This window comes from Acidobacteriota bacterium (genome assembly GCA_021161905.1).
Taxonomy (GTDB): domain Bacteria; phylum Acidobacteriota; class B3-B38; order Guanabaribacteriales; family JAGGZT01; genus JAGGZT01.
Map to the genome: position 1 here is coordinate 1 of JAGGZT010000065.1, position 24,243 is coordinate 24,243.

Below are 24,243 nucleotides of genomic sequence, written 5' to 3' on the forward strand. Positions count from 1 at the left end.
GCATCGCGTCCTCAACCCGCGCCTTCTTCTCCTTCATCTCGGTCTCGGTAGCAGCACCAACCTTGATAACTGCCACCCCACCGACCAACTTCGCCAACCGTTCCTGGAGCTTCTCCCGATCATAATCAGAGGTGGTGGTCTCGATCTCCTTCTTTATCTGCTTCACCCTTCCCTCGATATCCTCAGGTTTGCCCGCGCCTTCGATGATGGTGGTATTCTCTTTATCGATAACCACCTTCTTCGCCCGACCAAGATCCTCGATCCGCACATTCTCCAGCTTTATGCCGATATCTTCGGAGATCACCTTACCGCCGGTAAGGATGGCGATATCCTGGAGCATCGCCTTCCGCCGTTCACCAAAACCAGGAGCCTTGACCGCAGCACAGCTAAGGGTTCCCCTAAGCTTGTTCACCACCAAGGTAGCTAACGCCTCACCCTCTACATCCTCAGCGATCACCAGGATGGGCTTCCCTTCCTTTGCCACCTGCTCCAGCACAGGAAGAAGATCCCGCATACTGCTTATCTTCTTCTCATAAAGGAGGATGTAGGGATTCTCTAAAACACATTCCATCCGCTCGGCATCGGTCACGAAATAGGGAGAGAGATAACCGCGATCAAACTGCATACCCTCAACTACCTCGAGGGAGGTCTCGATGCCCTTGGCCTCCTCTACCGTAATGACACCGTCCTTGCCCACCTTTTCCATCGCCTGAGCGATTATCTCTCCGATGCTCCGGTCATTGTTAGCTGCTACCGTACCCACCTGAGCAATGGCGTCTCCCTTCACTTCCTTCGCCATCTCCTTGAGTTTCTTGATTACCGTATCCACCGCTTTGTCGATGCCCCGCTTGAGAGCCATTGGGTTGGCGCCAGCAGTCACATTTTTATATCCCTCTTTGAAGATCGCCTGGGCGAGTACCGTAGCGGTAGTGGTCCCATCACCTGCCACATCAGAGGTCTTGCTCGCCACCTCGCGAACCAGCTGAGCCCCAATGTTCTCCACTGGATCCTCGAGCTCTATCTCCTTAGCCACAGTAACCCCGTCCTTAGTTATCGTAGGAGAACCGAACTTCTTCTCCAAGACCACATTACGCCCCTTAGGACCAAGGGTCACCTTGACTGTATTTGCTAATTTATCGATGCCATCCATAATAGCGCGCCGGGCATCCTCGCCAAAGGTGAGCTTCTTAGCCATTCTTTCCCCTCCTTACGAATAATTTTTATTCTATAACACCGAGGATCTCATCCTCGCGGACGATGAGATATTCCTCATCATCGATCTTGATCTCGGTACCGGAATACTTCCCCACCAACACCTTATCGCCTACCTTAACATCGACGGGACGAACCTTACCATCATCGAGAACCCGCCCTTCGCCAACCGCTATCACCTCTCCTTCCATCGGTTTCTCTTTGGCAGTATCGGGAATGATTATTCCGCCCCGTACCTCTTCTTTCTTCTCCAATCTTTTTATCAGGACTCTGTCGTGAAGTGGCTTGATCTTCATTTAGCTACCTCCTTTCTAACCTATTGATTAATCAAGAGAAAAGACACCAAAACCACATTAATTATTAGCACTCATTCCTTCCGAGTGCTAATAATAATTCCCGACTCACCAATTGTCAAGGGGGATTTAAATCAAATTTGGAAAAAATACATATTAAAAATGCCATCGATCCAACCCAAGATATCAATTAAAGGGTGCTTTCCACTAACCTCTATGATATAATCCCTCTCCGATGAGGCTGGTAGACTGGCTAAAAGAAAAATTTGGTCTGTCGCAAACAGGAAGCATTTTCCTTATTCTCCTCGTCCTCTCTATAACCTCAGGTGCAATAGGAGGATATATCCTCGCCCATTACACCAATGTGGAGCGAATAACCGCCCTCGAGAACTACCGTCCCAGTGTCATCACCATTATCTACGATTCCAAGGACAACCCCATCTCCCAATTTGCTCTCGAAAAAAGGATCGTCATCCCCTTCTCTGAGATACCGAAGAACTTCATAAACGCGGTCATTGCCGCTGAAGACGACTCCTTCTACCACCACATAGGAATAGACCCAGTGAGTATCCTTCGAGCGATCTACAAGGACATAATCCATTTAAGAAAAGTCCAAGGAGCAAGCACCATCACCCAGCAGTTGGCGCGCAATCTCTTCCTCACCCCCAAAAAGACATTTACCAGAAAGATAAAGGAAGCCCTCTACGCCATTCAGATCGAGAACCATTACACCAAGAGAAAGATCCTTGAGCTCTACTGCAATCAGGTCTACCTGGGATACAACCGTTTTGGGATAGAGGCGGCTGCCAGATACTATTTTGGGAAAAAGGCGAAAGACCTTACCTTGGCAGAATGCGCTGCCATCGCCGGATTAATTAAGGCACCTGCTATCTATTCCCCATTCAGGTACCCGAGCAGGGCGGTGAAAAGAAGGAATATGGTGCTTGATCTAATGGTGAAGGAGGGGTTCATCACTAAGGCACAAGCGGACAAGGCAAAGAAGGAGCCCCTTATCTTAAGGAAACGGGGCGCGGAAGAGGGAAGTGTCGCCCCTTACTTCGTTGAGGAAGTGAGGAAGTTCTTAGAAAAAAGGTTCGGAAGAAAGGCAACATATCGGGGGGGGTTGAGGGTTTACACCACCCTAGACAGCAAACTACAGCGGATAGCCAATAAGGCAGTGGAGGACGGTGTCCGAGCTCTCGACAAACGAGAGGGATTTCGGGGGGGATACCGGAATATCATCAAGGAAGGGCTCTCACCAAAGGAGTTTTGGCTTAAGGAATGGAACCGCCCATTGGTGAAAGGAAGGATCGTAAGGGGGTTAATACTCTCGGTAAAAGCCAATAAGGCACTAGTGAAGATAGGGCGGGATGAATTCCCCATAGGGAGATATGAGGTAGTCTGGACCCATCACTCCGATCTCAGAAAACTGTTTAAACCTGGCGATCTCGTTCCCTTCCGAATAGAGGATGTATCCGCTAAAGGGAAGATTCGCCTTTCCTTGGAGCAGGACCCGTTGGTAAATGGAGCCTTGGTGGCAATAGAGGTTGGTACAGGAAGGATAAGGGCGATGGTGGGGGGAATAGATTTTGAGAAGAGCAAGTTTAACCGGGCGACCCAGGGGAAAAGGCAAACCGGTTCCGCATTTAAACCGTTTGTTTATGCAGCTGCTCTCGACTCTGGACTCACCGCAAGCACTACGGTATTCGATGAGCCAGCCACCTTCTACGATCCTTATACCAATGAACCATATGAGCCCTCGAATTATCACAATCGCTACTTCGGCGTAGTCACCCTTAGAGAAGCTCTGGAGAAATCGCTCAATGTGGCGACGATAAAGATAGAGTTGAAAGTGGGGGTGGATAAGGTGGTTAAATATGCCAAACGGTGCGGTATCACAGAGAATATCCAACCCTTTCTCTCAATAGGCTTGGGAAGCTTCGAAGTCACCCCCTTGGAGATGACCGCTGCCTATTCCGTTTTTCCCAATCAAGGGGTGTGGGTAGAGCCATACTTTATCGAAAAGATCACCGATACCGAGGGAAACATCCTCTATACCCATACTCCTAAAACAAAACAAGCCCTCTCTGCGGATACTGCCTTCCTCACCCATAAACTCCTCGAGGGGGTGGTTCTAAGAGGAACAGCTGCGGCAGCTGCTTCTCTCGGTCTGCCCTTAGCTGGAAAAACAGGAACTACTAACGATTATACCGACGCCTGGTTCATCGGATATTCCCCAAACCTCGTCTGTGGGGTCTGGGTAGGCTTCGACGAAAAGAAAACCTTAGGACCTAATGAAAGCGGAGCTCGAGCTGCTCTTCCCATATGGATGGAATTTATGAAAAACGCCTTGGTAGGAAAACCGATAGGCAATTTCAGCATTCCCCCGGGGATCGTATTCCGACGGATCGATCGAAGAACGGGTCTTCTTGCCACCCCGCTCTGTCCTCCTCAGGACATCATCCTCGAAGCCTACCGCGAGGGAACGGAACCCGTAAAATTCTGCGGTGAGGAATATCATAGGAATCTCAAACTTCCTTACTACCTCCAGGAGAAATTGGTCGATATCTATTAGCTCCTTTTCCTTGCCAAAAGCCTGAGATAACTCTGAATGAAGGGATCAATATCGCCATCAAGCACCCGGGTAGCATCACCTATCTCAAGACCGGTGCGATGGTCCTTTATCATCTGGTAGGGATGAAGGACATAGGAACGGATCTGACTCCCAAAGGAGATATCCTTCTTACCTTTTTCCAACTTCTCCTTCTCCTTCAATTTCTCTTGCCGTGCCCGTTCATAAAGTCTCGCTTTCAACACCTTCAAAGCGAAGGCTTTATTTTGATGCTGGGAGCGCTCATTTTGACATTGAACTACTATTCCTGTTGGAAGATGGGTGATCCTCACCGCAGAATCGGTGACATTTACATGTTGCCCCCCATGCCCACTTGCCCGGAAGGTCTCTATTTTTAAATCCTTTTCGTTTATTTCAATCTTTATCTCTTCATCGAGCTCGGGATATACGAATACCGAGGCAAAGGAAGTATGCCTCCGCCGAGAAGCATCAAAGGGAGAAATCCTCACCAATCGATGGACACCGGATTCCCCCTTTAGGTAACCATAGGCATAACGCCCTTTTATGCTCACGGTAGCGCTTTTTAAACCCGCTTCCTCACCGGGAAGGTAATCCATCACCTTTGCCTCGAACCCTCTCCGCTCCGCCCAGCGAAGGTACATCCGAAGAAGCATCGATGCCCAATCTTGGGACTCCGTGCCCCCTGCCCCAGGATGGATGGTTAGGATGGCGTTATTCTCATCGTTCTCCTCGTTCAGGATAAGATTTATCTCCGCTTGATTCAGTTCCTCTTCGAGCACCTTGAGACGCTCTTCGATATCCTCGGTCACCTCCTCTCCTTCATCTGCCAGCTCCAGCATAACCTCTATCTCACCAATCAGATCATTCAGCTTGCGAGCAACATCCAACCTTTCCTCAAGCTGCTTCTTCTCCTTCAAGAGCCGCACCGCCTCCTCTTTATTATTCCATATCTCTCTGACGAGCAACTTGTCCTGAAGGGCGTTTATCCTTCTTCCAAGCTCATCTTGGTCAAAGATAGCCTCCAAGTTCCTCTGTCTTCCTCTTAAGCTCAGCGAATCTTTGTTTTAGATCATCGATAAGCACTTTTATCCTCCTTTCTCTTCAAGGAATAGATGAGAACAAATATCACCATAAAAAGAGAACAAAGGGGAAGAATATCCCCATATCTAACATAGAATGTGGTATATGTTGAAGGGGCTATTTCACCTATAACCAACGCCTTTTTGAAGATGGGGGTCTGCTTTATGATCCTCCCATAAGGATCTATTATCCCACTTATCCCTGTATTGGCTGCCCGAGCAACAAAACGACGGCACTCAACCGCCCGAAAAACAGCGGTAATGAAGTGCTGATAAGGTGCTGAAGTCCTCCCAAACCAGGCATCATTAGTTATGGTAACGATGAACTCCGCTCCCTCCTTCACAAAGGAGCGGACCAGATTGGGAAATATGATCTCAAAACAGATGGGAACGGCAAAACGATGCCCCTTAACCTCGAGAAGGGTCAACCTCTCTCCCGGAGAGAAATCGGAAACCTCAGCGGTGAGCTTACCCGCAAAGAAAAAGAGCCTTTTCTTAGGCACATATTCCCCAAAGGGAACGAGATGCACCTTATCGTATCTTCCCACCACCTCTCCTTCGGGGTTGATCAAAAAGGCGGAATTATAATATCTCTTCTTCCCCTCCTTTTCCCTCACATCAACGCTCCCGAAGAGGAAAAATGCATTGTAACGCCTCGCTTCATCCCGCATAAGCCGATTGAACACCGGAGAGGTGCTAAAGTTCAAGGGGATATTGGACTCGGGCCAGATGATAAACTCACTACCAAAACGAGCGGCACGGGCAGTAAGAGCAAGGTGAACCCGGGCAAGCTCCTCAACATAGGCTCCGCTCAGGAGTTTATCCTGTTCCGCATTTCCCTGAACTAAAGCGATCCTTATCCTCTCAGGAGAAGCAAAAACCGTCTTCAACCTGACAGCCCCATAGATAAGGACAATAATAATAAGAATAGCCGTCCCAACCAAAAGGGCGAAATATCTCTTACTCCTAAACCTTCTCAGAAGGGAAAGGGATAGTACTCCGTTGACCAATACAATAAGGAAAGAAACCCCATATGCGCCGAAGATATCTGAAATCTGTATCAGATGGAGAAAACGATACTGAGAATGGGCGAGCAATATCCAGGGAAAACCGGTTACGATGTAATTCCGCAGATATTCAAATCCTACCCAAACAAAGGGAGCGATCAGAAACACCCACTCTCCCAACCTTCTCCCGATAAAGGAAAAGATAAGGGCAAAAAATGCCCAATAAGCGGCGAGATAGAGAACGAGGATCAACATTATCAAAATACCCACGCTCTGGGGAAGTCTTCCATAATGGGTCATAACCGGAGCAAGCCAATAAACGCTAAGAAGATAGCTCACCCCTCCTCCGGCTAAAGCAGCAAAGAAAGCCCGTTTCGGAGGGGTAAACCAACCCATAACGAGAAGAGGAACGAGAGAAAACCAGGCAAGCCAACCAAGGTTGAACCGGGGGAAGGAGAAAGCCACCAGAACCCCACTTAACCCGGAAAGCAATAAAGCATAGATAATAGATGACTTCTTCCGCATCTTTCCTTGCATAGGAGACAAAAAATAACCATCGGCTTCAGAGAGCTTGCCGATGGCGTTATCTCAAGAGGTAGCTACTATCCAGGCGTCTTTAAACCCCTCCTTTATCCTCAGCGTATCTCTAAGGGAAATAGCCTCTATCCGGTTTTTGAATCTACCCACCCGAACCTTGTACACCCTCCTCCCTTTTTCTTCAACCATCTTCACAAAGGCGGAATACCCCTTTCTCTTGAGCCTATCCCTCAAAGAAAGTGCCTCCCGTTTCGAACGGGTGGAAGCAACCTGGACCGCATAATACCTCTTTTTAACCTTCGGTTTCGAAGGAGCAAGGGATGGCTTTTCCTCTTTTTTCGCTGGTGACTGAGGCTTTCCCCCAGGAGTAACGGTTTTTCCCGCTTTCTTCCCTTCCATCAACTTGAAATAGCCAAACTCTTTTGTCTTTTTGGGCTCTTCTTTTTTAGGAAGGGCAACAACCGAGGGAGGGGGGATCTCCTTAGTCTCCAATTTCTGCGCCTTCGAGGCTATCTTATTCGCCTCAGCCTCCAAACGAGCAGCATCCCTCCCCACCTTTACCCCCACGAGAAAGAACACACCACAGATGACAACCGCCAAGAAAAAGAGGAAGATCAGCTGTTTGTTATCTAATTGGATCTCATAATAATCCTTCTTCTCTTCCTCCACCTTATTCACCTCCAGTTTTTCTCATTCCTCAGCGATTATTATCGCCGCTTTCTTCTCCTTCTTCGCTTTAAACATTGCCTGATCCGCCTTATTTACCAGGCTCTTTTTGGTGAGTCCGTGGCGGGGATAGCTGGCTATGCCAAAGGCGGCTGTGATGTATGTGGGCTTTGTCCCGGGAAAAACAAAAGGGGTACTCTCGAGACTATCCTTTATCCTTTCAGCAGCTCGAAAGGCACCTTCCGCTGCAGTGCCCGGAAGGACAACACAGAACTCATCTCCCCCATACCTCACTACCCGGTCTATACTCCTTACCTCCCTTATTATCCGCGATGCCACTGCACCGAGCATCCTGCTCCCAATAGCATGACCATAGAGCTCGTTAACCCTTTTGAAATTGTTCAAATCGATAAATATTATCGAAAGAACCAACCCGTAACGCTCACAACGGCTTATCTCTTCCTCTATATAGCGTTCAAAAAATCTCCGATTATAGGCGTTAGTAACATCATCCTTGATAACCAGCTCGTTCGTTCGGCTGAGGGCGAGCGAATTCTTAAACGCCCGGGCGAGATCAGGAACCACCTTTGACATCCGGGCAAGTCTTTCCGGATCAAACTCCTTTTCCTTCGCCAACTTGGCTAAAACTACCCCCCCAAGCTTCTCCTCATCGACAAGAAACGGTACGAAGAGGACTGAAGTAACCTCCTCCGCAAATATCCCCTTCTCAAACAACCGCTTTCCTCTCACCAACTTTATCTCATCCTTGTTGAGAAGTTCCTTTATCCGCTTACCTTCTATCAAAGAAGAAAGATATTCCACATCATCAGTAAGTACTCCCTGCCAACCCTTTAATGCATACTTCCCCTTCTCCTTATCGAAAAGCGCCAATAATCCACCCTCCGCTTGAGCAAGCTCTACTAAGAATCTCAAGATCTCAACCGCCAGCTCATCGAGATCCGGAATTAGTGCAAGCTCCTTCGTCCTCTTGAAAAGTTCTACTTCCTCCCTGAGCTTGTTGATCTCAGATGTCAGATCAGCTTCCTTCCTCAGCTGGAGGGTTATCAAAGGTAAGATCTTCTCTATCAGATCAACCTCTAATATAAGTTGGGCTTCTCTCTTTACCGCCACCCCCTCCCCATCAACAACCACTATCTTGAGGGCAGAGGGAAGCCTTCTCTCGAGCTGGGAGAAAAACCCTCCCTTCTCCGGAAAAGAGCCAAGAACCAACTGATAAGAATTTTCACTAATAAGCACCAACGCCTCATCAACCCCAGCCACTCCATCTACATAATATCCCTCCTTTTTCAGGAGAGAGCTTAACCTCTCCCGAGAGTTCTGATCTGGGTGGATTACCAGCGCCTTCTCCGGAGGCATTTTTATTAACCTGCTTTTTCTCCCTCTGCCTTCTCGGGCTTCAAAAATGCCTTCATCAGGTCGATAGGTACAGGGAAGAGAATGGTAGAGTTCTTCTCGGTTGCTATCTCGGTAAGGGTCTGGAGAAATCTAAGCTGGATGGTAACCGGGTTCTGGCCAATCACATCCGCCGCCTTCGCCAAGGTGGCAGAAGCCCTGTACTCCCCTTCTGCATGGATTATCTTCGCCCTCTTTTCCCTCTCTGCTTCTGCCTGACGTGCCATCGCCCGCTGCATCTCTACCGGGAGGTCAACATGTTTCACCTCAACCATCGAGACCTTAATCCCCCAAGGATCGGTATGCTTATCGATTATCTGCTGCAGTTTAGAGTTTACCTTCTCCCGCTGGCTCAAAAGGTCATCAAGTTCCACCTCCCCAAGAACACTTCTCAAGGTGGTTTGAGAAAGCTGGGAGGTGGCGTACATATAGTTTTCCACCTCGATTACCGCCTTCTTAGGATCAATAACTCGGTAATAGACCACCGCATTCACCTTCACCGATACATTATCCTTGGTTATCACATCCTGGGGAGGGACATCGTGAACCACCGTCCGAAGGCTCACTCGAACCATCCTATCTATAGGGGCGAAGACAAAAATGATCCCCGGACCTTTGGGCTTAGGAAGAACTCGCCCTAACCGGAAGATCACCGCTCGCTCGTACTCAGAGATCACCTTTATCGCCGAGAGGAAGTAGAGAACCAAGATAAAAATCAGAATACCTAAACCCATAATCCCCTCCTTGGGTTAAGTCAATCCTCTCTCGAGCCCTCATCTATCGGCTCGACCGAGAGAACCAAGCCCCTCATTCCTATCACTCTTACTTTCTCTCCTTTTTTTATCCTTTTTCCCGAGTATGCTCGCCAGATCTCGCCATGAATGAACACCGTGCCCTCAGGCGAGATGTCCGTCTTCGCTTCACCTATCTCACCTTGCAACCCCTCTGCTCCAGTAGCCACCGGCTTCCTATGAGCCCTGATGACCAACCGGAGGAGGAAGGTAACGATAAAGGCAACGGCAAGGGCGACTGGAATGATTAGAGAAAGCGGTATCCTCATCTCGGGGATAGGGGCTTTTATCAACATCAATGAGCCGAGTATCATAGAAATAATCCCAGCCACCGTAAGCATACCATAACTTACCACCTTCACTTCAAGGATAAAGAATATTAGAGCAAGAATGATAAGAAGAACACCAGCATAATTAACGGGGATGATCTGAAAAGCAAAGAAAGCGAGGATTAGGCAGATGGCACCAACTACCCCGGGGAAGACAAAACCAGGATGAACCAGCTCGAAGTAGATCCCAAGAACCCCAATAGCGAGGAGGATAAAGGTAATGAAAGGCTGAGAAATGGTACTTAAAAGCCGCTCTCTGGCATCCATCCTTATTACTTCCAACCTCGGATTGCCGAGGTGAAGAACTACCTCCTCACCGTTAAATTTCTTTATTCTCCTCCCATTGAGTTTCTTTAAGAGCTCACCCTCATTGTTGGCGATAAGATCGATCAAATGGGAGGATAAAGCCTCGTTAGCAGAGAAGGAGGCGCTCTTTCTCACCGCCTTCTCCACTAATGAGAGGGGCCTTCCTCTTTTCTCTGCTATTCCCTTTATATAGGCTACCGCATCGTTTACTATCTTCGCCTCCATCTTTTTGTCTATCTTCACAAAGGGAAGAGCGCTAACCGGATGGGCTGCTCCGGTATTGGTGCCCGGCGCCATCACCGCGACATCGGCTGAGATTAGGATGAAAAAGCCAGCTGACGCTGCCCTCGCTCCACTCGGAGCAACAAATACCACCACCGGGACCTTGGCGTTTATTATCTTCAGGATAATGTCCCGCATCGCCTGATCGAGTCCTCCCGGGGTATTCAGCCTGAGGATGAAAAGCGAAGCTCCTTCCTTCTCAGCGATATCGATAGCCCGAGAGACGAAGCCAGCGGTAACCGAATGGATATTATCGGAAAGCTCGGCTACCACCACCAATTGCGAGGCATAAAGAGAGGAAAGGAGCCCACTCGCCAAAAGAAGAAGGCAAATCATCATCAATTTTATGGCGAGCGGGCTCCTTCTCATACTCATCCCATTACTATACACTAAAGGCCCTGGGCAGAGACAGATCCGCCATCGTGGTCAATCCGGGCTCTGCTTCAACCACTCTGGGGATGGAGTTGACAAGCATCGCTACTGTTGCCGGATCGCCTGCAGTCCCACCACGGATCACCAAATCGATCGGCGGCTTCCCCTTGACCAGAACCGAATCGTGGGGATCCTTCTCGCCCACATACATCCGAAGATCGAGATCGAGTTTAACCTTCCCGTCAACATACCCTACTACGGTATGCTTGATCCCAGCTACCTGCCCTTTCTTTACCTCGAGATACGGGGTTTTATAATCATCATCGGCGATCATCGGATCTATTTTCTCCTCGTATCTCTCTACCTCCCAGCCAAGACCATAAGCGATGAGAAGCATCGACTCTACCAACCCGATATGCCCCAGCCTCCCTTGGGAAACGAGCTTCCTGAATTCCTCCTCGCTCATTCCCGCACCGACCTTCTTCTGAAGGGGCAATCTCCGAGTAGCAGCATCGAGGAACCGTTCGATCTTGATGGATTCAACCTCGAGACAGACCCCGGTAGACACCAAAGCGAGCGTATCCATCACAAAACCAGGGTTCACTCCAGTTCCGAGAACGGTAACTCCGTTCTTCTTCGCCAATTCATCGATCTTCTTCGATAGATCGGGCCAACGGCGGTAAGGATAAAGCAATTCCTCCGTAGTAGAGGTGATGTTGACCCCATGGTTCACCGCAACCTCTATCTGAGGATAGACCTTATCCACGAAGGAAAGGGTGGTAAGGAGGGCAATGTCGGGCTTAGTGCGGGAAAAGACCTCAGCCGGATCCGAAGAGACAGTCACCCCCACCTTCTCCGAAAGCCCTATAAGCTCACCTATATCCTTACCCACCTTCGCCTCGTCTATATCAATGGCACCAACCAACTCAAGGTTTTCCTTTGCAAGAACCACCTTTGCCGCTTCCAACCCAATGGGACCAAGACCATACTGAACAACCTTATATTTCTTCATAAGTGCTACCTCCCTAAAAATAATCAAAAAATTCCCTTCATATTATACCACAACCTTGCCCTTTTCTAATGTTTAACCAACTCCATCTCAGAAAGCCAAGTGAGGATTGTATCCCTAACCTCAGCAAGGGGAAAATTATGTCCTCGATCCAGCCACACTATCCTCTTCGGTTCATTTGCCCGGTTGTAAAGCTCCTCTACTCGGTTTTTCCTGAAGATGAGGTCCTTCCTCCCGTTTATCATCAGGAGAGGTCTTGGGCTGATCAGACCGATAAACTCCTCTGGCGCAGTCAGCTTTATCAGTTTCTCATCTCTTCTCTTAGAGAAGAACAAACGGCGAGAACGAACAGGCATAAGCGCACCACCCGAAATAAGCACTGCCCCCTTTATCCGTTCATCAACAGAAGCCAAAATGCAGGCGGGCGCTACCCCCATACTCCCTCCCATCACTACTACCCGAGCACGGTCTACCTCGGGGAAGGTGGGAAGGAGATCGAGGGCATACCTCCCATCGAGAACCCAGTTCTTGATGATGAGGGCTCTTCCCTGCCTCGTTAACAATCTTCCCACTCCTTCCTTTTTCCTCCTCTCCTTAAAAGAGGGAGCCTCGATAGCCAAGATAGCGAAGTCGGGGAATACTTTAAATAAAGATATCGCTGCTGTCTTCGCCTCCTCCCGAGCCCGATGGTAATAAAGGATAAGGGGATAAGGAGGGGTCCCTTCTTTAGGAAGGACAAGCAAAGCGGGAACCTCCCTACCCTCGGCACCGGGATAAACGATCTTTATCCCCTTGAAAGCCTCCTCATCACAATAGAGCTCCTGTTTGAACTTGACCTCCTCCCGAGGAGTATAACTATAAAAGGACAACTTTTCCTCCTTTGTGAACTGAAGGGGAAAGACAAATCCTACCAAGATGAGAAAAAGAAGAGAAGAAAACAAAAATCTCTCTCTATCCATCTTTACTCTCCTTTAAATATAAACATTCAGCCCTCATCGGGCAGGGGGAACAACGCCCCTTTCGGCAATACCCCTTTCCCAATCGAATAAGGGCTGCCTCGAAATCGGCGAAGCGAAGGGAGACCTCCCCTCCTGGTGAGAAATACCCCCTGAGTTCAGAAAGAGCAACCTTTGGCTCCTCACTTTTTACCAAACCAAGTCGCTTCGCTGGGATTATCACAAGCTCATTAGGAGGGGGATCAGCCTTCTCCCAGATGTCGCGAAGCTCCCTTAGAAAAATGTAAATTGTTGTCTTACCAATCCCTTTCCCTAAGGAGATTATCCTCCTCTCAAGGTCATCCGAATCCGTTGCCCTCCGATGAAGCTCATTCAGCTCACCCCCGTACTCCGCTATCAGCGATCCCATCACCTCAAGCAACTTGGTTGCGGTCTTAAAGTCGTAACGGACATAACCTCCCTCATCGAGTAGCCTGACCAACCCATCCCAACCGGTATCCAATATCGCCTGAGGAGTGATAACCCTCTTCTCCGCAAACACCCGGTAGGTATTCTTCGCTATCGTCTCCGATATCCTTGCGCCAAAGAGGATCGAAGCAAGAAACCAAGAGGAAAGGGCGGAGGAGGAGGCTGAGCGAAGATCAATCCCCAGTTCGGTGGAAAAACAGCCACCCAATCTCTCAACTAGGTACTTGATGAGGTCTTTCTTCGAAACCACGGTGATAAACTAACCCTTCCCACTCAATATCCTTTTCACCTCGGAAAGAGAATAGGTGTTCAGAACATCCTCTCTCTCCAACCAGCCGCGTCGGGCAACCGCCACCCCAAACCGAACGAAGGAAAGCTGGTCTAAATGATGGGCGTCGGTTCCGATGGCAAGCTTCACCCCGAGTTCCTTTGCTCGCCGGGAGTAGACATCATTGAGATCAAGCCGTTGATAGTAGGCGTTTATCTCGAGTATCTTGCCCAACTTCGCCGCTTCGGCTATCACCTCCTCGATATCCACTGCGTAGGGTTCCCGCTCCCCTATTATCCTCCCGGTGGGATGGGCTAAGATATCCACCTCAGGATGGCGAAGCGCCCTTATGATCCTCCTCGTCATCTCCTCACGGGATTGCTTGAATCCAGAGTGAACGGCGGCGATTACAACATCGAGCTTTGTAAGTACTTCGTCGGGGAAATCGAGGGTCCCGTCCATCCTTATATCGACCTCGGCACCAGCAAGCAGGGTTATCCCAGAAACCTCCTCGTTGACCCTTCTTATCTCCTTTATCTCATTTATCAGCATCTCCGGGGTCAATCCACCAGCGAACTTCATCGATTGGGAATGATCAGCAATAACCAGATATTCATAGCCGAGCTCCTTTGCCTTTTCCGCTATCTCTCTTATGCTGGCAGAACCGTCGGACCACTTTGAGTGAACATGGAAATCACCCCGCATCTCATCGTAGCCAACCACCTGAGGGAGTTTACCTTCATACGCCGCCTCTATCTCACCCCTATCCTCTCTGAGCTCCGGCGGTATAAAAGGAAGAGATAAGGCGGCATAAACCTCTTCTTCCTCCTTTCCCGCTATCTTCTCCTCACCTCGGAAGACACCATATTCGTTTATCTTCAGCCCCCTATCCTTGGCGATATTCCTCAGGTGGATATTGTGCGCTTTCGAGCCAGTGAAATACTGGAGGGCAGCACCATAGGAATCTTCGGGAACTACCCTAAGATCTATCTGCATCCCCGAGGAGACGATTACGCTTCCCTTGGTAGTCCCGGAAGCGAGCACTTCCACTACCGGGGGAAGGCTTACAAAGGTATCTATTATCTCTTTAGGATCAGTTCCCGTAGCCAAAATATCGAGATCACCAACCGTCTCCCTCATTCGGCGAAGGCTACCTGCCGGCTCGATCTTGTTCAGTGTCTTACTTCTTTCCTTTAATAGAGAGATGATCTCCTCAACGAGGGGGAGAGCTTGTCCTAATATCTTCCGCCCTTTGCTCTCCCTTAATAGGCGAATACCGCGAAGGATGTTCTCCTCCTTTTTGGGACCCATCCCGAAGAGCTCTCTCAACCTTCCCTCCTTCACTGCCTCTTCGAGGGCAGAGATGGTGCTGATGCCGAGCTTTTTATAAACAAGAGCCACTGTTTTAGGACCCATCCCCGGTATCTTCATCATCTCGATGAGTTCAGCAGGAACCCCCTCCTTCACCTCCTCATACTTGGCGATCCTTCCTGTCTCAAGGTATTCCTTTATCTTCTTGGCGATGCCGGAGCCGACCCCGGGGATCCCCTCCAGCTTACCCTCCTTAGCTATCTCGGCGACATCCTCCGAGAGGTCCTTGAGAACCCGTGCCACCTTCCGGTAAGCATTGACCTTGAACGGGTTTTCTCCCTTGAATTCAAGGATATCCGCCATCTTTTCAAAGATATCGGCTAACTCTCTATTCTTCATCTTTCTACCTTATATCCCACTTAAAAGAACCAATCTCATCCCCAACTCAAACCATCGCTTCGAGATTTCTAATTGAGAAAATTATACCGCTTCCCCAGAGATTGTTCAACAAACCCTAACATTCTTCTTGACAAACATCAAAGGCTATTTTAAGGTCAAAAGCGGGATATGTAATACATACTACATCCTTTAATCTTAACAATGTTTCAATAAAAATATGGGAATATCAAAAAAACAGAGAATATTAATTCTCTTTTCTCTTCTCATTCTTCTCTTCTTCCTCTCGTGCGGTACTACGAGAAAGCTAAGTTACACAGAGGACGAACTTGCTAAGCTGTTGAAAAAAAGGCTCTCTCCCGAAGAATACGAGGCAACCCCCATCCCCTTTGCCATCCCCGATGAACTGAAAACTTATGCCCGACTGCTCACCCACAACCTTCTCTATGATGAAACCAAAGCAGATGTTTTGGTAAAAGCGATCATCCAACAGGATAAGTTGAGCGTAAGATACAACAAATATAGAAGCCTGACCGCCATTGAAGTTCTGGTCACAGGTGAAGCGAACTGTATTGCTTACACCAATCTCTTCATTGGAATGGCAAGGGCGGCAGGGCTTAAAGCTTATTATGTCGATGTAACCGAGATAAGTAACCTGGAGCGTGAGGGAAAACTGGTGATCAATTCGGGACATATATGCGCTGGAGTAGACACCGATGGCGAGTTGCTCCTCATCGACTTCTCGGAATATAGCCGGAAGGAATACAGAACCTACCGGGTGATAGACGATCTCGAGGCAATGGCAAATTTTGAGAATAGCTTAGGGGTCATCATAAGCAGAAAGCCTGGCTACTATGAGCAACCCCCCATCCCAGATGATGAGATCCGCTACTTCGAAAAGGCAATAAAGATAAAGCCAGATTTTGCAAAAGCCTACAACAACCTTGGCATCGCCTATCAACGGAGAAGAAATTACGAGAAGGCGATCGAGATGTATAAAAAGGCGATATTCTTCAACCCCAACCTCCCTGCTCCTCACGCCAATTTGGGAAATGTATACGCTGCCTTAGAACGCTATCAAGAGGCGGAAAAGGAACTTAAACGGGCGATAGAGCTCAGAAAGACCGATCCCTATTTCTACTACAATTTAGGACTTGTTTATTACAACCAAAGGAACTATGAGAAGGCTCAAAAAGCCTTTAAAAAGAGTATAAGCTACTCCTCCAACTTCGCTGAAGCTCACAACATCTTGGGAGTTGTATATTATCAACTGGGAAACCTTAAATTGGCAAAAAGGGAATTCAGCCTCGCCCTCAAACTAAACCCTAAATTGGCTCAGGCGAAGTTCTACCTTCGAAAGATAAAGGAAAAAGAAAGCGTTATTCCTTGATTACCAACGCTTCAACCACTCTTTTCACATTATTAACGCTTTCTGCTACTTCTACTGCCAATTTCTTTTGGTATTTGCTCTTTACCCTTCCTTCAAGGAACACCGTCCTCTTGAAGGTGCTTACCTTTATCTCTGCTCCCTCGAGCTCCTTATTCAAGGCGATGGCAGAACGAACATAGGCGGTGATAGCGGCATCATCTATTACCTCCCCCAAACTCCGCGTCGCCTCCGCTCTCTTCCTCAATTTAAGAGAGGGGTTTATCTTTATCTTACTTATCACCTTGGATACCTCAGGAACATTGGAAGCTATCCTCACCGCTACATTCTCAAGCCTTCTCGAGGGAAGTTCGCCCTTTAATACGACCACCCCATTTTCATCCGCATCTACCTCAATATCGAAAGGGGAAAACTCCTTATAAAGGGAGAGGGCAGCTTTAACGGAGAGGACCAATTTCGCTTCTTTAAGCTTAGCGCTTATTACTGTTTTAGCCTTCATCTCCTCCGCTTTACTACGAAGATGGGAAAGAAACCAATATCCTCCGACGAGTAAAACGAGAAAAGCAACGAATAAAAATAACCCCTTCTTCACTTCCCTATCTCCTTTAAAGCAGGATATAAGTGGCTATGGAAAAATAGATAAAGGAGCCGAGGATGTCAGTAGCGGTGGTGACAAAGGGACCACTTGCCACCGCTGGATCTGCACCAACTTTAGCCAAGATCAAGGGACCAAAGGAACCAACGATCGCCGCTACCACCATAGCCAAAAAGATCGATAGCCCTACGGCAATCGGAAGGACAACCGGTGAGGGAAACTGAAGCCTGGTGAAGAAACCAAGGAGAACCCCGTAAGTCAAGCCAAGCAACCCAGCTACTGAAATTTCTTTTATAACCACCCGAAACACATTGCGCAGATTTATCCTCCCCGTTGCCAGACCACGGACGATGATGGTAGAGGATTGGGTGGCGATATTTCCCCCCATCCCCATCACGATGGGGATGAAGGCGGCAAGGGAGATGATCTGACTCAGGGTAGCCTGAAAAGAGTTGATCACATATCCCGCCACGATCTCGCCCAACCAGGGGACAAACAACCAGGGAAATTTGGAGAGAAAATTACCTAAGAAGGAGCGCCGAAGTATCGCCTCATCGCCGAGACCAGCGATCTTCAAGAAATCCTCAGTCGCCTCATCCCGGATGATGTCGATGACATCGTCCACCGTAACCACCCCGATGAGTTTGTTCTCATCGTCAACCACCGGTACTGCGAGGAAGTTATACCGAGCGACGATCCGGGCTACCTCCTCCTGGTCAGTATCTGGCCTTACACTTATTACATCTGGGGTCATAATATCCTTGAGCTGTTTATCAGGTGGGTTGAGAAGAAGGTTCCTCAGGGAGACCACGCCAAGCAGATGTTTATATTTGCTCACCACATAGAGGTAAAAGGCAACCTCAACATCCGCCGACTTCTGGACATGGGCAATAGCATCCCGAACCAGGGTGTCTTGTGGAAGAGCGAGGAAGTCGGTGCTCATAATTCGACCTGCGGTCTCCTCCTTGTAGCGGAGAAGCCCTTGCAGGTCCTCCGATTCCTGATCTCGCATCTGCTCCAGCACCTGCTCCGCTATATCCTCGGGAAGAGCCTCGATTATCGGGGCAGCATCGTCCGAAGGAAGTTCTTGAAGGATCTTGGTTATCTTACTGATCTCGAGATCGCCAAGGAGTTCAACCGCCATCTCCGGGCTCACCTCACGGAGGATCTCCTCCACCATTTTCACATTGTGGTTCAACAGGATATCGAAAAGGAGCTTCCGCTCATAGCTGTTTAACTCAAGCATTATCCGGGCGATATCCGCTGAGTGAACCTTCTGCATCAGCTTGATTACCCGCTGAACCGCTCCTCGATGAAGAAGCTTCCGCAGTGGCTCGAGAATGTAAGCAATCCTCTCTAACTTAGCTGTCATCGCCGCTTTTCCCCTTTATTATCAGGATAGCATATCTATCCTACCTAAAGAAAGCAAAAACTCACCTTCCCCTTTTCGCGGTTATCAGTTCAAGAACCTCGCCTGCGTTATCAGCATGATCAGAGATCTCACAAAGAAACTTTGCCAAATTGGTAATATAAAACACCGTCAGCGGTTTTGGGCCTTTAAGGCCAAACAAAGCCTCAAAATAAGTGTAACGGAGGTGGTCTATTTCCTTTTCGATCTCGTCTATCCTTTGGGTCACCTTCTTTAACTCCGCTATCTCTTTTCTTCCAAAAGTTGACTCGATAAGCACCCTGAGCTCTGAAATCCCCTGATAGAGGAGGGATGAGATTTCCCTATTCTTATCTACGATCTGATGGAATATCTCCCCTATGTTCTTGGGTATTAGTTCTCGCTGTTCGAGCCTAAACAATAAGGCGATGTGTTTGTTGGCATCGAGGATGGCTTCCTGCTCCCTTAAAAGGGAAATGAGATCAGATCGCTCAATAGGAAGAAGGATGCTTTCTCCAGTTCTAGCCCTCACCTCTTCCTTTAGCTTATCTCCCTCCTTTTCAACCTTAATCAGTTCCGCAATTCCCTTCTCCATCTCCTGGTAAGAACGGGATAGAAACGCGTCGAATATGTCACAGATAATCTTCCCCGAAATCTCCATCAGTTTCGCATGACGGTAAAGAGGAGTAAATGGGGATTTGGCAAATGCCTTCCCTAAAATGGTGCTAAAGATCTTCATCTTCCCCCCCTAATAGATTATTGTCTTCAGAGATAGATAGATAATTATGGAGATCAAAGCAGCTATTGGTACAGTAAGAAACCACGATATTAATATATTCCTTATTACCTTCAAATTCAAAGCGGAAATGCCTCGAGCGAAGCCAACACCAATAACTGAGCCCACAATGGTATGGGTGGTGGAGATGGGCAGTCCAAAATGGGTGGCAATAAGAACAGTAGTAGCACCTCCGAACTCGGCAGCAAACCCACGGGAGGGGGTTATCTCGGTTATCTTCCTCCCCACCGTCTGCATCACTCGCCATCCCCAGGTGGCGATGCCGAGGGCAATACCAGCCCCTCCTAAAAGCAGAAGCCAAAATGGAACATAGACCACCTTACCTAAGGCACCTCTTGTCGAGTAAGAAACAACCACCGACACAGGACCTACCGCGTTAGCAACATCGTTAGCCCCGTGGGTAAAGGCAACATAACAGCCGGTAAAAACCTGAAGATGACGGAATATCCTCTCAACCACCTGGTATTCCCCATCCTTTCCTCGGGAGGTCCCCACCACTATGAGATAACCGACAACACCTGCAACTAAACCTACTACCATTGCATAAAGAAGCAATCTTTCCCGGGAAATGTGGGGGGACAAATGATCAATTATCGCCAGCGCGATCACAAAAAAAACCAGCCCAAAAAGGAGCGGTGCGTAATAACGGGTTGCCTTTATCGATTGGTCACTCTCTAAAATAAAGAAACTGATGAACTTAAAGATGAGAAAACCCAAAATAGCACCCAATATGGGAGAGGATATCCAACTAAGGACTATCTTAAACAATACAAACCAATTTATCCCAGAAATGCCCACCACAATAAGCCCAAAACCGACCATCGCCCCTACTACAGAGTGAGTAGTGGAAACAGGGAGATGAAGCCAAGTGGAAAGGGTAACCCATAAGGAAGCAGCGATAATGGCGGAAAGAGCTCCGATAACTATAAGCCGGACATCGCTTATAAGGCTGGGGTTTACAATCCCCTTTCTTATGGTATCAGTTACCCTACTCCCCAGCATAAGAGCGCCCATCACATTCAAAATACCGGCAAGAAACGCCGCCTGTCGTACGGTGAGTGCCCTACTTCCTACCGAGGTTCCCATAGAGTTCGCTACATCGTTCGCCCCTATATTCCAAGCCATATAAAGACCGCCGATGATGCCGACAATTAACCAACTCATCAAGAAACCTCCTTTTAAAAATCATTAATCAGGAGAATGCTACCCCTCTGACGATGAGATTGTCAATAAAAAAGCCCAGGAGGCAAGAGCCTCCCGAGCTTTTGGAGAGAACCCCTTACTTGAGAAGAGCCTCTCGATTCATAAGCACATTGAACACGAGGGGAAAATCCGCCTTGTTGAGGAAGCGGTGCATCGGATTAAAAGAGAACATAATCACCCTTCCCTTCCCCAGAGGGACATCAAGAACAGCGGGTTTTCCAGCAATCCTCTCTCCACCCTTAACGATGCCGGAGAGGAAAAGATCCTTCTTGGCAAACCGAGCCACGACGCATCTCCGCTCCTTCCTCGGTACCCGGAAGAGGAAACTCGCTCGAAGGAATAAGGGGAAATTCTCCTCATACCCATAAAGTAGGGGGCTCTCCTTATCCACCATCTCCGCCTTTATGATCGAGCCGGGTGCCACTATCCCCTGCGCTGGAACCACCTCGATACGGCGGATAAGGCCGTAATCGATGAAGATACGACTCGCCGAGCCAAGGGCGATGACTATTCCCCCTTCCTCAACGAATCTCCTCAGATTCATCAAGCCGATCAACCCCATCCCACCGGTTATATCGGGAGAGCTATCGGGGGAACCTAAGGATTTGAACTTCTCAGACTTCTCATAGGAAACTGGGCTGAATTCAGGATCAACGCCCATTACTATCCTCTTCCCATTTGCCCATCCTCCCTGATGGGGTATGAGGATCACATCGAACCTCTTCCTAAGATCACCTTTCCTAAGCTGATCTTTGTTTATTAAGGTATAGGGTATCCCGTAATGGTCAAAGGCGTAACGGACCCAACCCGAATCCTGAGTGTAGAACCAGGTATGGTAGATAGCAAGGCGGGGTCTTGTTAGGCTGTGCTTAGGCGCTTTTATCTCCTCATCGGTCGCCTTAACGGTTAAGCCGGTCCTTCTGGCGAGTGAAAGTAGCTCCGCTCTCTTTTTGGGCTCCAATTTATAAGCCTCGACAACCACGCTACCCTTGGGAACGGTGCTCTTCCCCAGTTTGAAGTCCTTCTCAACGATAAAAGCAGGTACATCACGGAGCTTAGCGAGGAAAAGAACAGCCAACCCATTCCCTCCGGTATTCTCGATTATTATGTTCTTCCCCTTTTCCGCCTCCACCTTAGCTTCAGGAAGCACCTTCCCCTTAACCAACTCCATCTCAACGGAAAAAATTGCCTTATCCTTCACTTCCACCGTCTTCACATCATAGAGATAACCGAATGTCCAAGCGACATCGTCATATGGTCTTTGCGCCTTTTGAGGATAGTGTTGAACCTCGAGCATCGTTTTCGCCACATTTCTCGCTGGCTGGTCTAACCTCACAATATAGGAGCCGGCAGGAAAAGTCCCCTCTTTAACCTTTATCTCTTTTACAGCTCGATGTACCTCCACACCTTGCTTGAGAAGGAGGTTGATCAATTCCGCCTCCTCAAAGGGGTGCCGCTTCTCTGGAGGAATGATGTAGGCATAAGGAGCCTTATTTCTTCCAGCATCGACCGCATTCTTATTCTTCTTCCAGAAATTGTAGAGGAATATCTTATCGTTTACTGCCACCAGATGAAGGGCGGTGAGAACCCCGGTCTCCTGATAATTAATGTTATCCCTAAAGGACCAGAGAACCTCCTTATAAGGAGGGAGAGGACGGTACCATTCCCTGGTGGTGAAGGAGGACCTTCTCCTTCCTCCATCCTCGCGGACCAGTTTCCTCTTCATCGTGGTAGCGCCACCGTTTCCGAAGGTCTCGTAGAACCTGCCGATGGAATTCCTCAAATTAGCGAGCCACATTGTATATCCCGGGTACCAACCGGTATAAAAGGCATGGGTCCATACGCCGGGCATCCCCCTCTTGGTAAGCTCGGTGCACTCCCAACTGGCTAAGAGGTGCCACTCATCGATGAGGACGGGATCGAGGTTGATATAGAAGGGACCGGTCCCAGTAGAGACATAGAGGAAGGGGATGGATTCGTGAAGGTCGTGCATCACCTGAGGATGCCACTCGAAATAAGCTTTAAGGATGTTCCTGCTCAAAGGCTGGGTAAGCTGTAAGGAATCACGGTTGTTGTCGTGAAAGATATACTTTCCCCAATAGGGACAACTGGGGAAACGGGTCTCCTCATCGGTAATATCCTTCAAATATTTGTAATACCAATCGGTGTATCTATCATGCCCATCCGGTTCAAGACAAGGGGTAATGAGGACGATAACCTTGTCCCGGATAACCTTAATGTAAGGGTCGTCTGACACTGCAAGCCGGTAGGCAAGCTCCATCGCCATCTCGGCACTTCCGGTCTCTGAGGAATGGATATTGCAGGTGATGTGGTATATCGGCTTAGCCTTGGCTATTATCCTCCGCGCCTTTGCCTCATCTGTCTTCCGGGGATCGGAAAGAAGAGCGGTGTACCTCTTGTATTGGTTGAGCCTTTTTATAGTATCCGCCGTGGCTATCGCCACCACATACATCTCCCTTCCCTCGTTTGTCCTTCCGATGGGGAAGATGGCTACATTGGGCGACGCTTTGGCGAGTGCCTTATAATACTTGATAATATCTGCATAATAGGTCAGCCTCTTCGGGGTCCCCACGATGTAGCCGAGGACATCTCGTGGAGAAGGAACGGTAGGAGATTCTGGTATCTTCGCCACCAGATCGGGGAGGAATTCAGGAGCAGTAGTGTACTTCTTGATCAGTTCAGTACTCGTCTTGTCTATCCTCTGCTGGCTCAGTAGGGGAAAGGAGAGGAGAAGAGAAAGGACTATAAAAACCAAAACCCTCTTCATATGTCTCATTTAACTCCCTCCTTAAGAGTTTGTTTAAAATCTCTTTAAGATATTACTCCCTGAAGAAAAAGTAAGTCAACTGGCAGTAAGGAAAACAAAATAAAAAACCGCCGTTAATCGGCGGTTATATTCTTTGGTAGCGGGGGCCGGATTTGAACCGGCGACCTTTGGGTTATGAGCCCAACGAGCTACCAGACTGCTCCACCCCGCAATCCAAGCTCAAATATAAGCTTGGTTTTGGCATTTGTCAAGTCATTTTAGGAGAAAAGCCTCTTCGCCAAACCCACCGGTTATTGACAGAAAATGAGCTTGGAGATAGAATTATCTCAAAGTAAGGAGGAAGGGGTGATCCTTTCCAAAAAAAGCGTGGTTGTTTTGTTAGTGCTTGTTGGGCTCATAAACCTCGCCCCTCTTCCCCGAAAGGCTAAAGGGGAAAGATGGAACATTCTTCTTATTTCAATCGATACCTTACGAGCTGATTACCTCGGCTGCTATGGTGGGAAGAGAACAACCACTCCAAATATAGACCGCTTAGCAAAAGAGGGGGTCCTCTTTTTAAGGGCGATGGCGCAGGTTCCCCTTACCCTTCCCTCCCATACCTCTATCCTTACCGGAACCCTTCCCATCTACCACGGGGTGAGAGATAATGGCATCTTCCGGCTTAAAAAGAGACATACTACCATCGCTGAGATACTGAGAGCAAAGGGATATCACACTGGAGCGTTCGTCGGCGCCTTCCCCCTTGATTCTCAATTCGGGCTTGATCAGGGATTTGAGATATATGACGACTATTACAAAA

At 48.5% G+C, this 24,243-nt stretch carries 20 protein-coding genes and 1 tRNA gene; 3 read left to right on the top strand and 18 right to left on the bottom strand.

The genetic code is table 11. The annotated features are described in order from the left end of the window. Both groL and J7L64_09055 read right to left on the bottom strand, forming a co-directional pair. On the bottom strand, positions 1-1,195 hold a 1,195-nt coding region (gene groL, locus J7L64_09050; GenBank protein MCD6452489.1), incomplete at its 3' end, for a chaperonin GroEL. A 25-nt stretch (positions 1,196-1,220) separates the two neighbouring features. Then, a complete protein-coding gene (locus J7L64_09055; protein ID MCD6452490.1) occupies positions 1,221-1,508 on the bottom strand; it encodes a co-chaperone GroES in 288 nt (95 codons plus the stop codon). A 232-nt stretch (positions 1,509-1,740) separates the two neighbouring features. Between J7L64_09055 and J7L64_09060 the strand changes: the two genes are divergently transcribed. Beyond that, positions 1,741-4,080 (top strand): PBP1A family penicillin-binding protein, encoded by a 2,340-nt coding sequence (locus J7L64_09060; protein MCD6452491.1) that lies wholly within the window; start codon positions 1,741-1,743, stop codon positions 4,078-4,080. On the opposite strand, the gene prfB is transcribed toward J7L64_09060, so the two are convergent. From prfB to polX, 10 genes are all read right to left on the bottom strand, one after another. Continuing rightward, a complete protein-coding gene (gene prfB / locus J7L64_09065; GenBank protein MCD6452492.1) occupies positions 4,077-5,150 on the bottom strand; it encodes a peptide chain release factor 2 in 1,074 nt (357 codons plus the stop codon). The two genes, J7L64_09060 and prfB, sit on opposite strands and share 4 nt — an antisense overlap. Before the next feature lie 17 nt (positions 5,151-5,167). Then, entirely contained in the window at positions 5,168-6,709 is a 1,542-nt protein-coding gene (gene lnt, locus J7L64_09070) for an apolipoprotein N-acyltransferase (protein ID MCD6452493.1), read from the bottom strand. 63 nt (positions 6,710-6,772) lie between these two features. Then, the gene (locus J7L64_09075; protein ID MCD6452494.1) at positions 6,773-7,390 is read right to left on the bottom strand and encodes an SPOR domain-containing protein; all 618 of its coding nucleotides are present in this window, start codon (positions 7,388-7,390) and stop codon (positions 6,773-6,775) included. A 21-nt stretch (positions 7,391-7,411) separates the two neighbouring features. After that, positions 7,412-8,764, bottom strand: a complete 1,353-nt coding sequence (locus J7L64_09080; protein ID MCD6452495.1) for a diguanylate cyclase — start codon at positions 8,762-8,764, stop codon at positions 7,412-7,414. Positions 8,765-8,769: 5 nt separating this feature from the next. Further along, the gene (locus J7L64_09085) at positions 8,770-9,534 is read right to left on the bottom strand and encodes a slipin family protein (protein MCD6452496.1); all 765 of its coding nucleotides are present in this window, start codon (positions 9,532-9,534) and stop codon (positions 8,770-8,772) included. 20 nt (positions 9,535-9,554) lie between these two features. Beyond that, positions 9,555-10,877, bottom strand: coding sequence for a nodulation protein NfeD (locus J7L64_09090; GenBank protein MCD6452497.1), 1,323 nt, complete (start codon positions 10,875-10,877; stop codon positions 9,555-9,557). 13 nt (positions 10,878-10,890) lie between these two features. After that, the gene (locus J7L64_09095) at positions 10,891-11,892 is read right to left on the bottom strand and encodes a dihydrodipicolinate reductase (protein MCD6452498.1); all 1,002 of its coding nucleotides are present in this window, start codon (positions 11,890-11,892) and stop codon (positions 10,891-10,893) included. Between the two features lie 65 nt (positions 11,893-11,957). After that, entirely contained in the window at positions 11,958-12,848 is an 891-nt protein-coding gene (locus tag J7L64_09100; GenBank protein MCD6452499.1) for an acetylxylan esterase, read from the bottom strand. Further along, the gene (locus J7L64_09105; GenBank protein ID MCD6452500.1) at positions 12,841-13,563 is read right to left on the bottom strand and encodes a hypothetical protein; all 723 of its coding nucleotides are present in this window, start codon (positions 13,561-13,563) and stop codon (positions 12,841-12,843) included. The genes J7L64_09100 and J7L64_09105 overlap by 8 nt, the downstream gene beginning before the upstream one ends. 9 nt (positions 13,564-13,572) lie before the next feature. Then, complete coding sequence (polX, locus tag J7L64_09110) at positions 13,573-15,291, bottom strand: DNA polymerase/3'-5' exonuclease PolX (GenBank protein MCD6452501.1); 1,719 nt, start codon at positions 15,289-15,291, stop codon at positions 13,573-13,575. A 337-nt stretch (positions 15,292-15,628) separates the two neighbouring features. Between polX and J7L64_09115 the strand changes: the two genes are divergently transcribed. Continuing rightward, a complete protein-coding gene (locus tag J7L64_09115) occupies positions 15,629-16,678 on the top strand; it encodes a tetratricopeptide repeat protein (protein ID MCD6452502.1) in 1,050 nt (349 codons plus the stop codon). Here the strand turns inward: J7L64_09115 and J7L64_09120 are convergent. From J7L64_09120 to J7L64_09145, 6 genes are all read right to left on the bottom strand, one after another. Beyond that, positions 16,668-17,267, bottom strand: a complete 600-nt coding sequence (locus J7L64_09120; protein ID MCD6452503.1) for a BON domain-containing protein — start codon at positions 17,265-17,267, stop codon at positions 16,668-16,670. The genes J7L64_09115 and J7L64_09120 overlap by 11 nt on opposite strands. 13 nt (positions 17,268-17,280) lie before the next feature. Next, positions 17,281-18,642: a magnesium transporter gene (gene mgtE, locus J7L64_09125; GenBank protein ID MCD6452504.1), complete on the bottom strand. Its 1,362-nt coding sequence runs from the start codon at positions 18,640-18,642 to the stop codon at positions 17,281-17,283. A 61-nt stretch (positions 18,643-18,703) separates the two neighbouring features. After that, positions 18,704-19,396 (bottom strand): TIGR00153 family protein, encoded by a 693-nt coding sequence (locus tag J7L64_09130; protein ID MCD6452505.1) that lies wholly within the window; start codon positions 19,394-19,396, stop codon positions 18,704-18,706. A 9-nt stretch (positions 19,397-19,405) separates the two neighbouring features. Next, positions 19,406-20,617 carry an inorganic phosphate transporter gene (locus tag J7L64_09135; protein ID MCD6452506.1) on the bottom strand — a complete coding sequence of 404 codons (1,212 nt, stop codon included), beginning with the start codon at positions 20,615-20,617 and terminating at the stop codon, positions 19,406-19,408. A 115-nt stretch (positions 20,618-20,732) separates the two neighbouring features. Then, a complete protein-coding gene (locus J7L64_09140; GenBank protein MCD6452507.1) occupies positions 20,733-23,453 on the bottom strand; it encodes a hypothetical protein in 2,721 nt (906 codons plus the stop codon). A gap of 125 nt (positions 23,454-23,578) precedes the next feature. Next, positions 23,579-23,655: transfer RNA gene (locus J7L64_09145), tRNA-Met, on the bottom strand. A gap of 92 nt (positions 23,656-23,747) precedes the next feature. Between J7L64_09145 and J7L64_09150 the strand changes: the two genes are divergently transcribed. After that, positions 23,748-24,243, top strand: a 496-nt coding sequence (locus J7L64_09150; protein ID MCD6452508.1) for a sulfatase-like hydrolase/transferase, incomplete at its 3' end; no start/stop codon positions are given.

Bases quoted from the DNA above. Each gene is read 5' to 3' on its own strand.
- J7L64_09055 (MCD6452490.1), bottom strand. From the start codon at position 1,508: ATGAAGATCAAGCCACTTCACGACAGAGTCCTGATAAAAAGATTGGAG.
- J7L64_09060 (MCD6452491.1), top strand. From the start codon at position 1,741: ATGAGGCTGGTAGACTGGCTAAAAGAAAAATTTGGTCTGTCGCAAACA.
- lnt (MCD6452493.1), bottom strand. From the start codon at position 6,709: ATGCGGAAGAAGTCATCTATTATCTATGCTTTATTGCTTTCCGGGTTA.
- J7L64_09080 (MCD6452495.1), bottom strand. From the start codon at position 8,764: ATGCCTCCGGAGAAGGCGCTGGTAATCCACCCAGATCAGAACTCTCGG.
- J7L64_09085 (MCD6452496.1), bottom strand. From the start codon at position 9,534: ATGGGTTTAGGTATTCTGATTTTTATCTTGGTTCTCTACTTCCTCTCG.
- J7L64_09090 (MCD6452497.1), bottom strand. From the start codon at position 10,877: ATGAGAAGGAGCCCGCTCGCCATAAAATTGATGATGATTTGCCTTCTT.
- J7L64_09095 (MCD6452498.1), bottom strand. From the start codon at position 11,892: ATGAAGAAATATAAGGTTGTTCAGTATGGTCTTGGTCCCATTGGGTTG.
- J7L64_09100 (MCD6452499.1), bottom strand. From the start codon at position 12,848: ATGGATAGAGAGAGATTTTTGTTTTCTTCTCTTCTTTTTCTCATCTTG.
- polX (MCD6452501.1), bottom strand. From the start codon at position 15,291: ATGAAGAATAGAGAGTTAGCCGATATCTTTGAAAAGATGGCGGATATC.
- mgtE (MCD6452504.1), bottom strand. From the start codon at position 18,642: ATGACAGCTAAGTTAGAGAGGATTGCTTACATTCTCGAGCCACTGCGG.
- J7L64_09130 (MCD6452505.1), bottom strand. From the start codon at position 19,396: ATGAAGATCTTTAGCACCATTTTAGGGAAGGCATTTGCCAAATCCCCA.
- J7L64_09135 (MCD6452506.1), bottom strand. From the start codon at position 20,617: ATGAGTTGGTTAATTGTCGGCATCATCGGCGGTCTTTATATGGCTTGG.
- J7L64_09140 (MCD6452507.1), bottom strand. From the start codon at position 23,453: ATGAGACATATGAAGAGGGTTTTGGTTTTTATAGTCCTTTCTCTTCTC.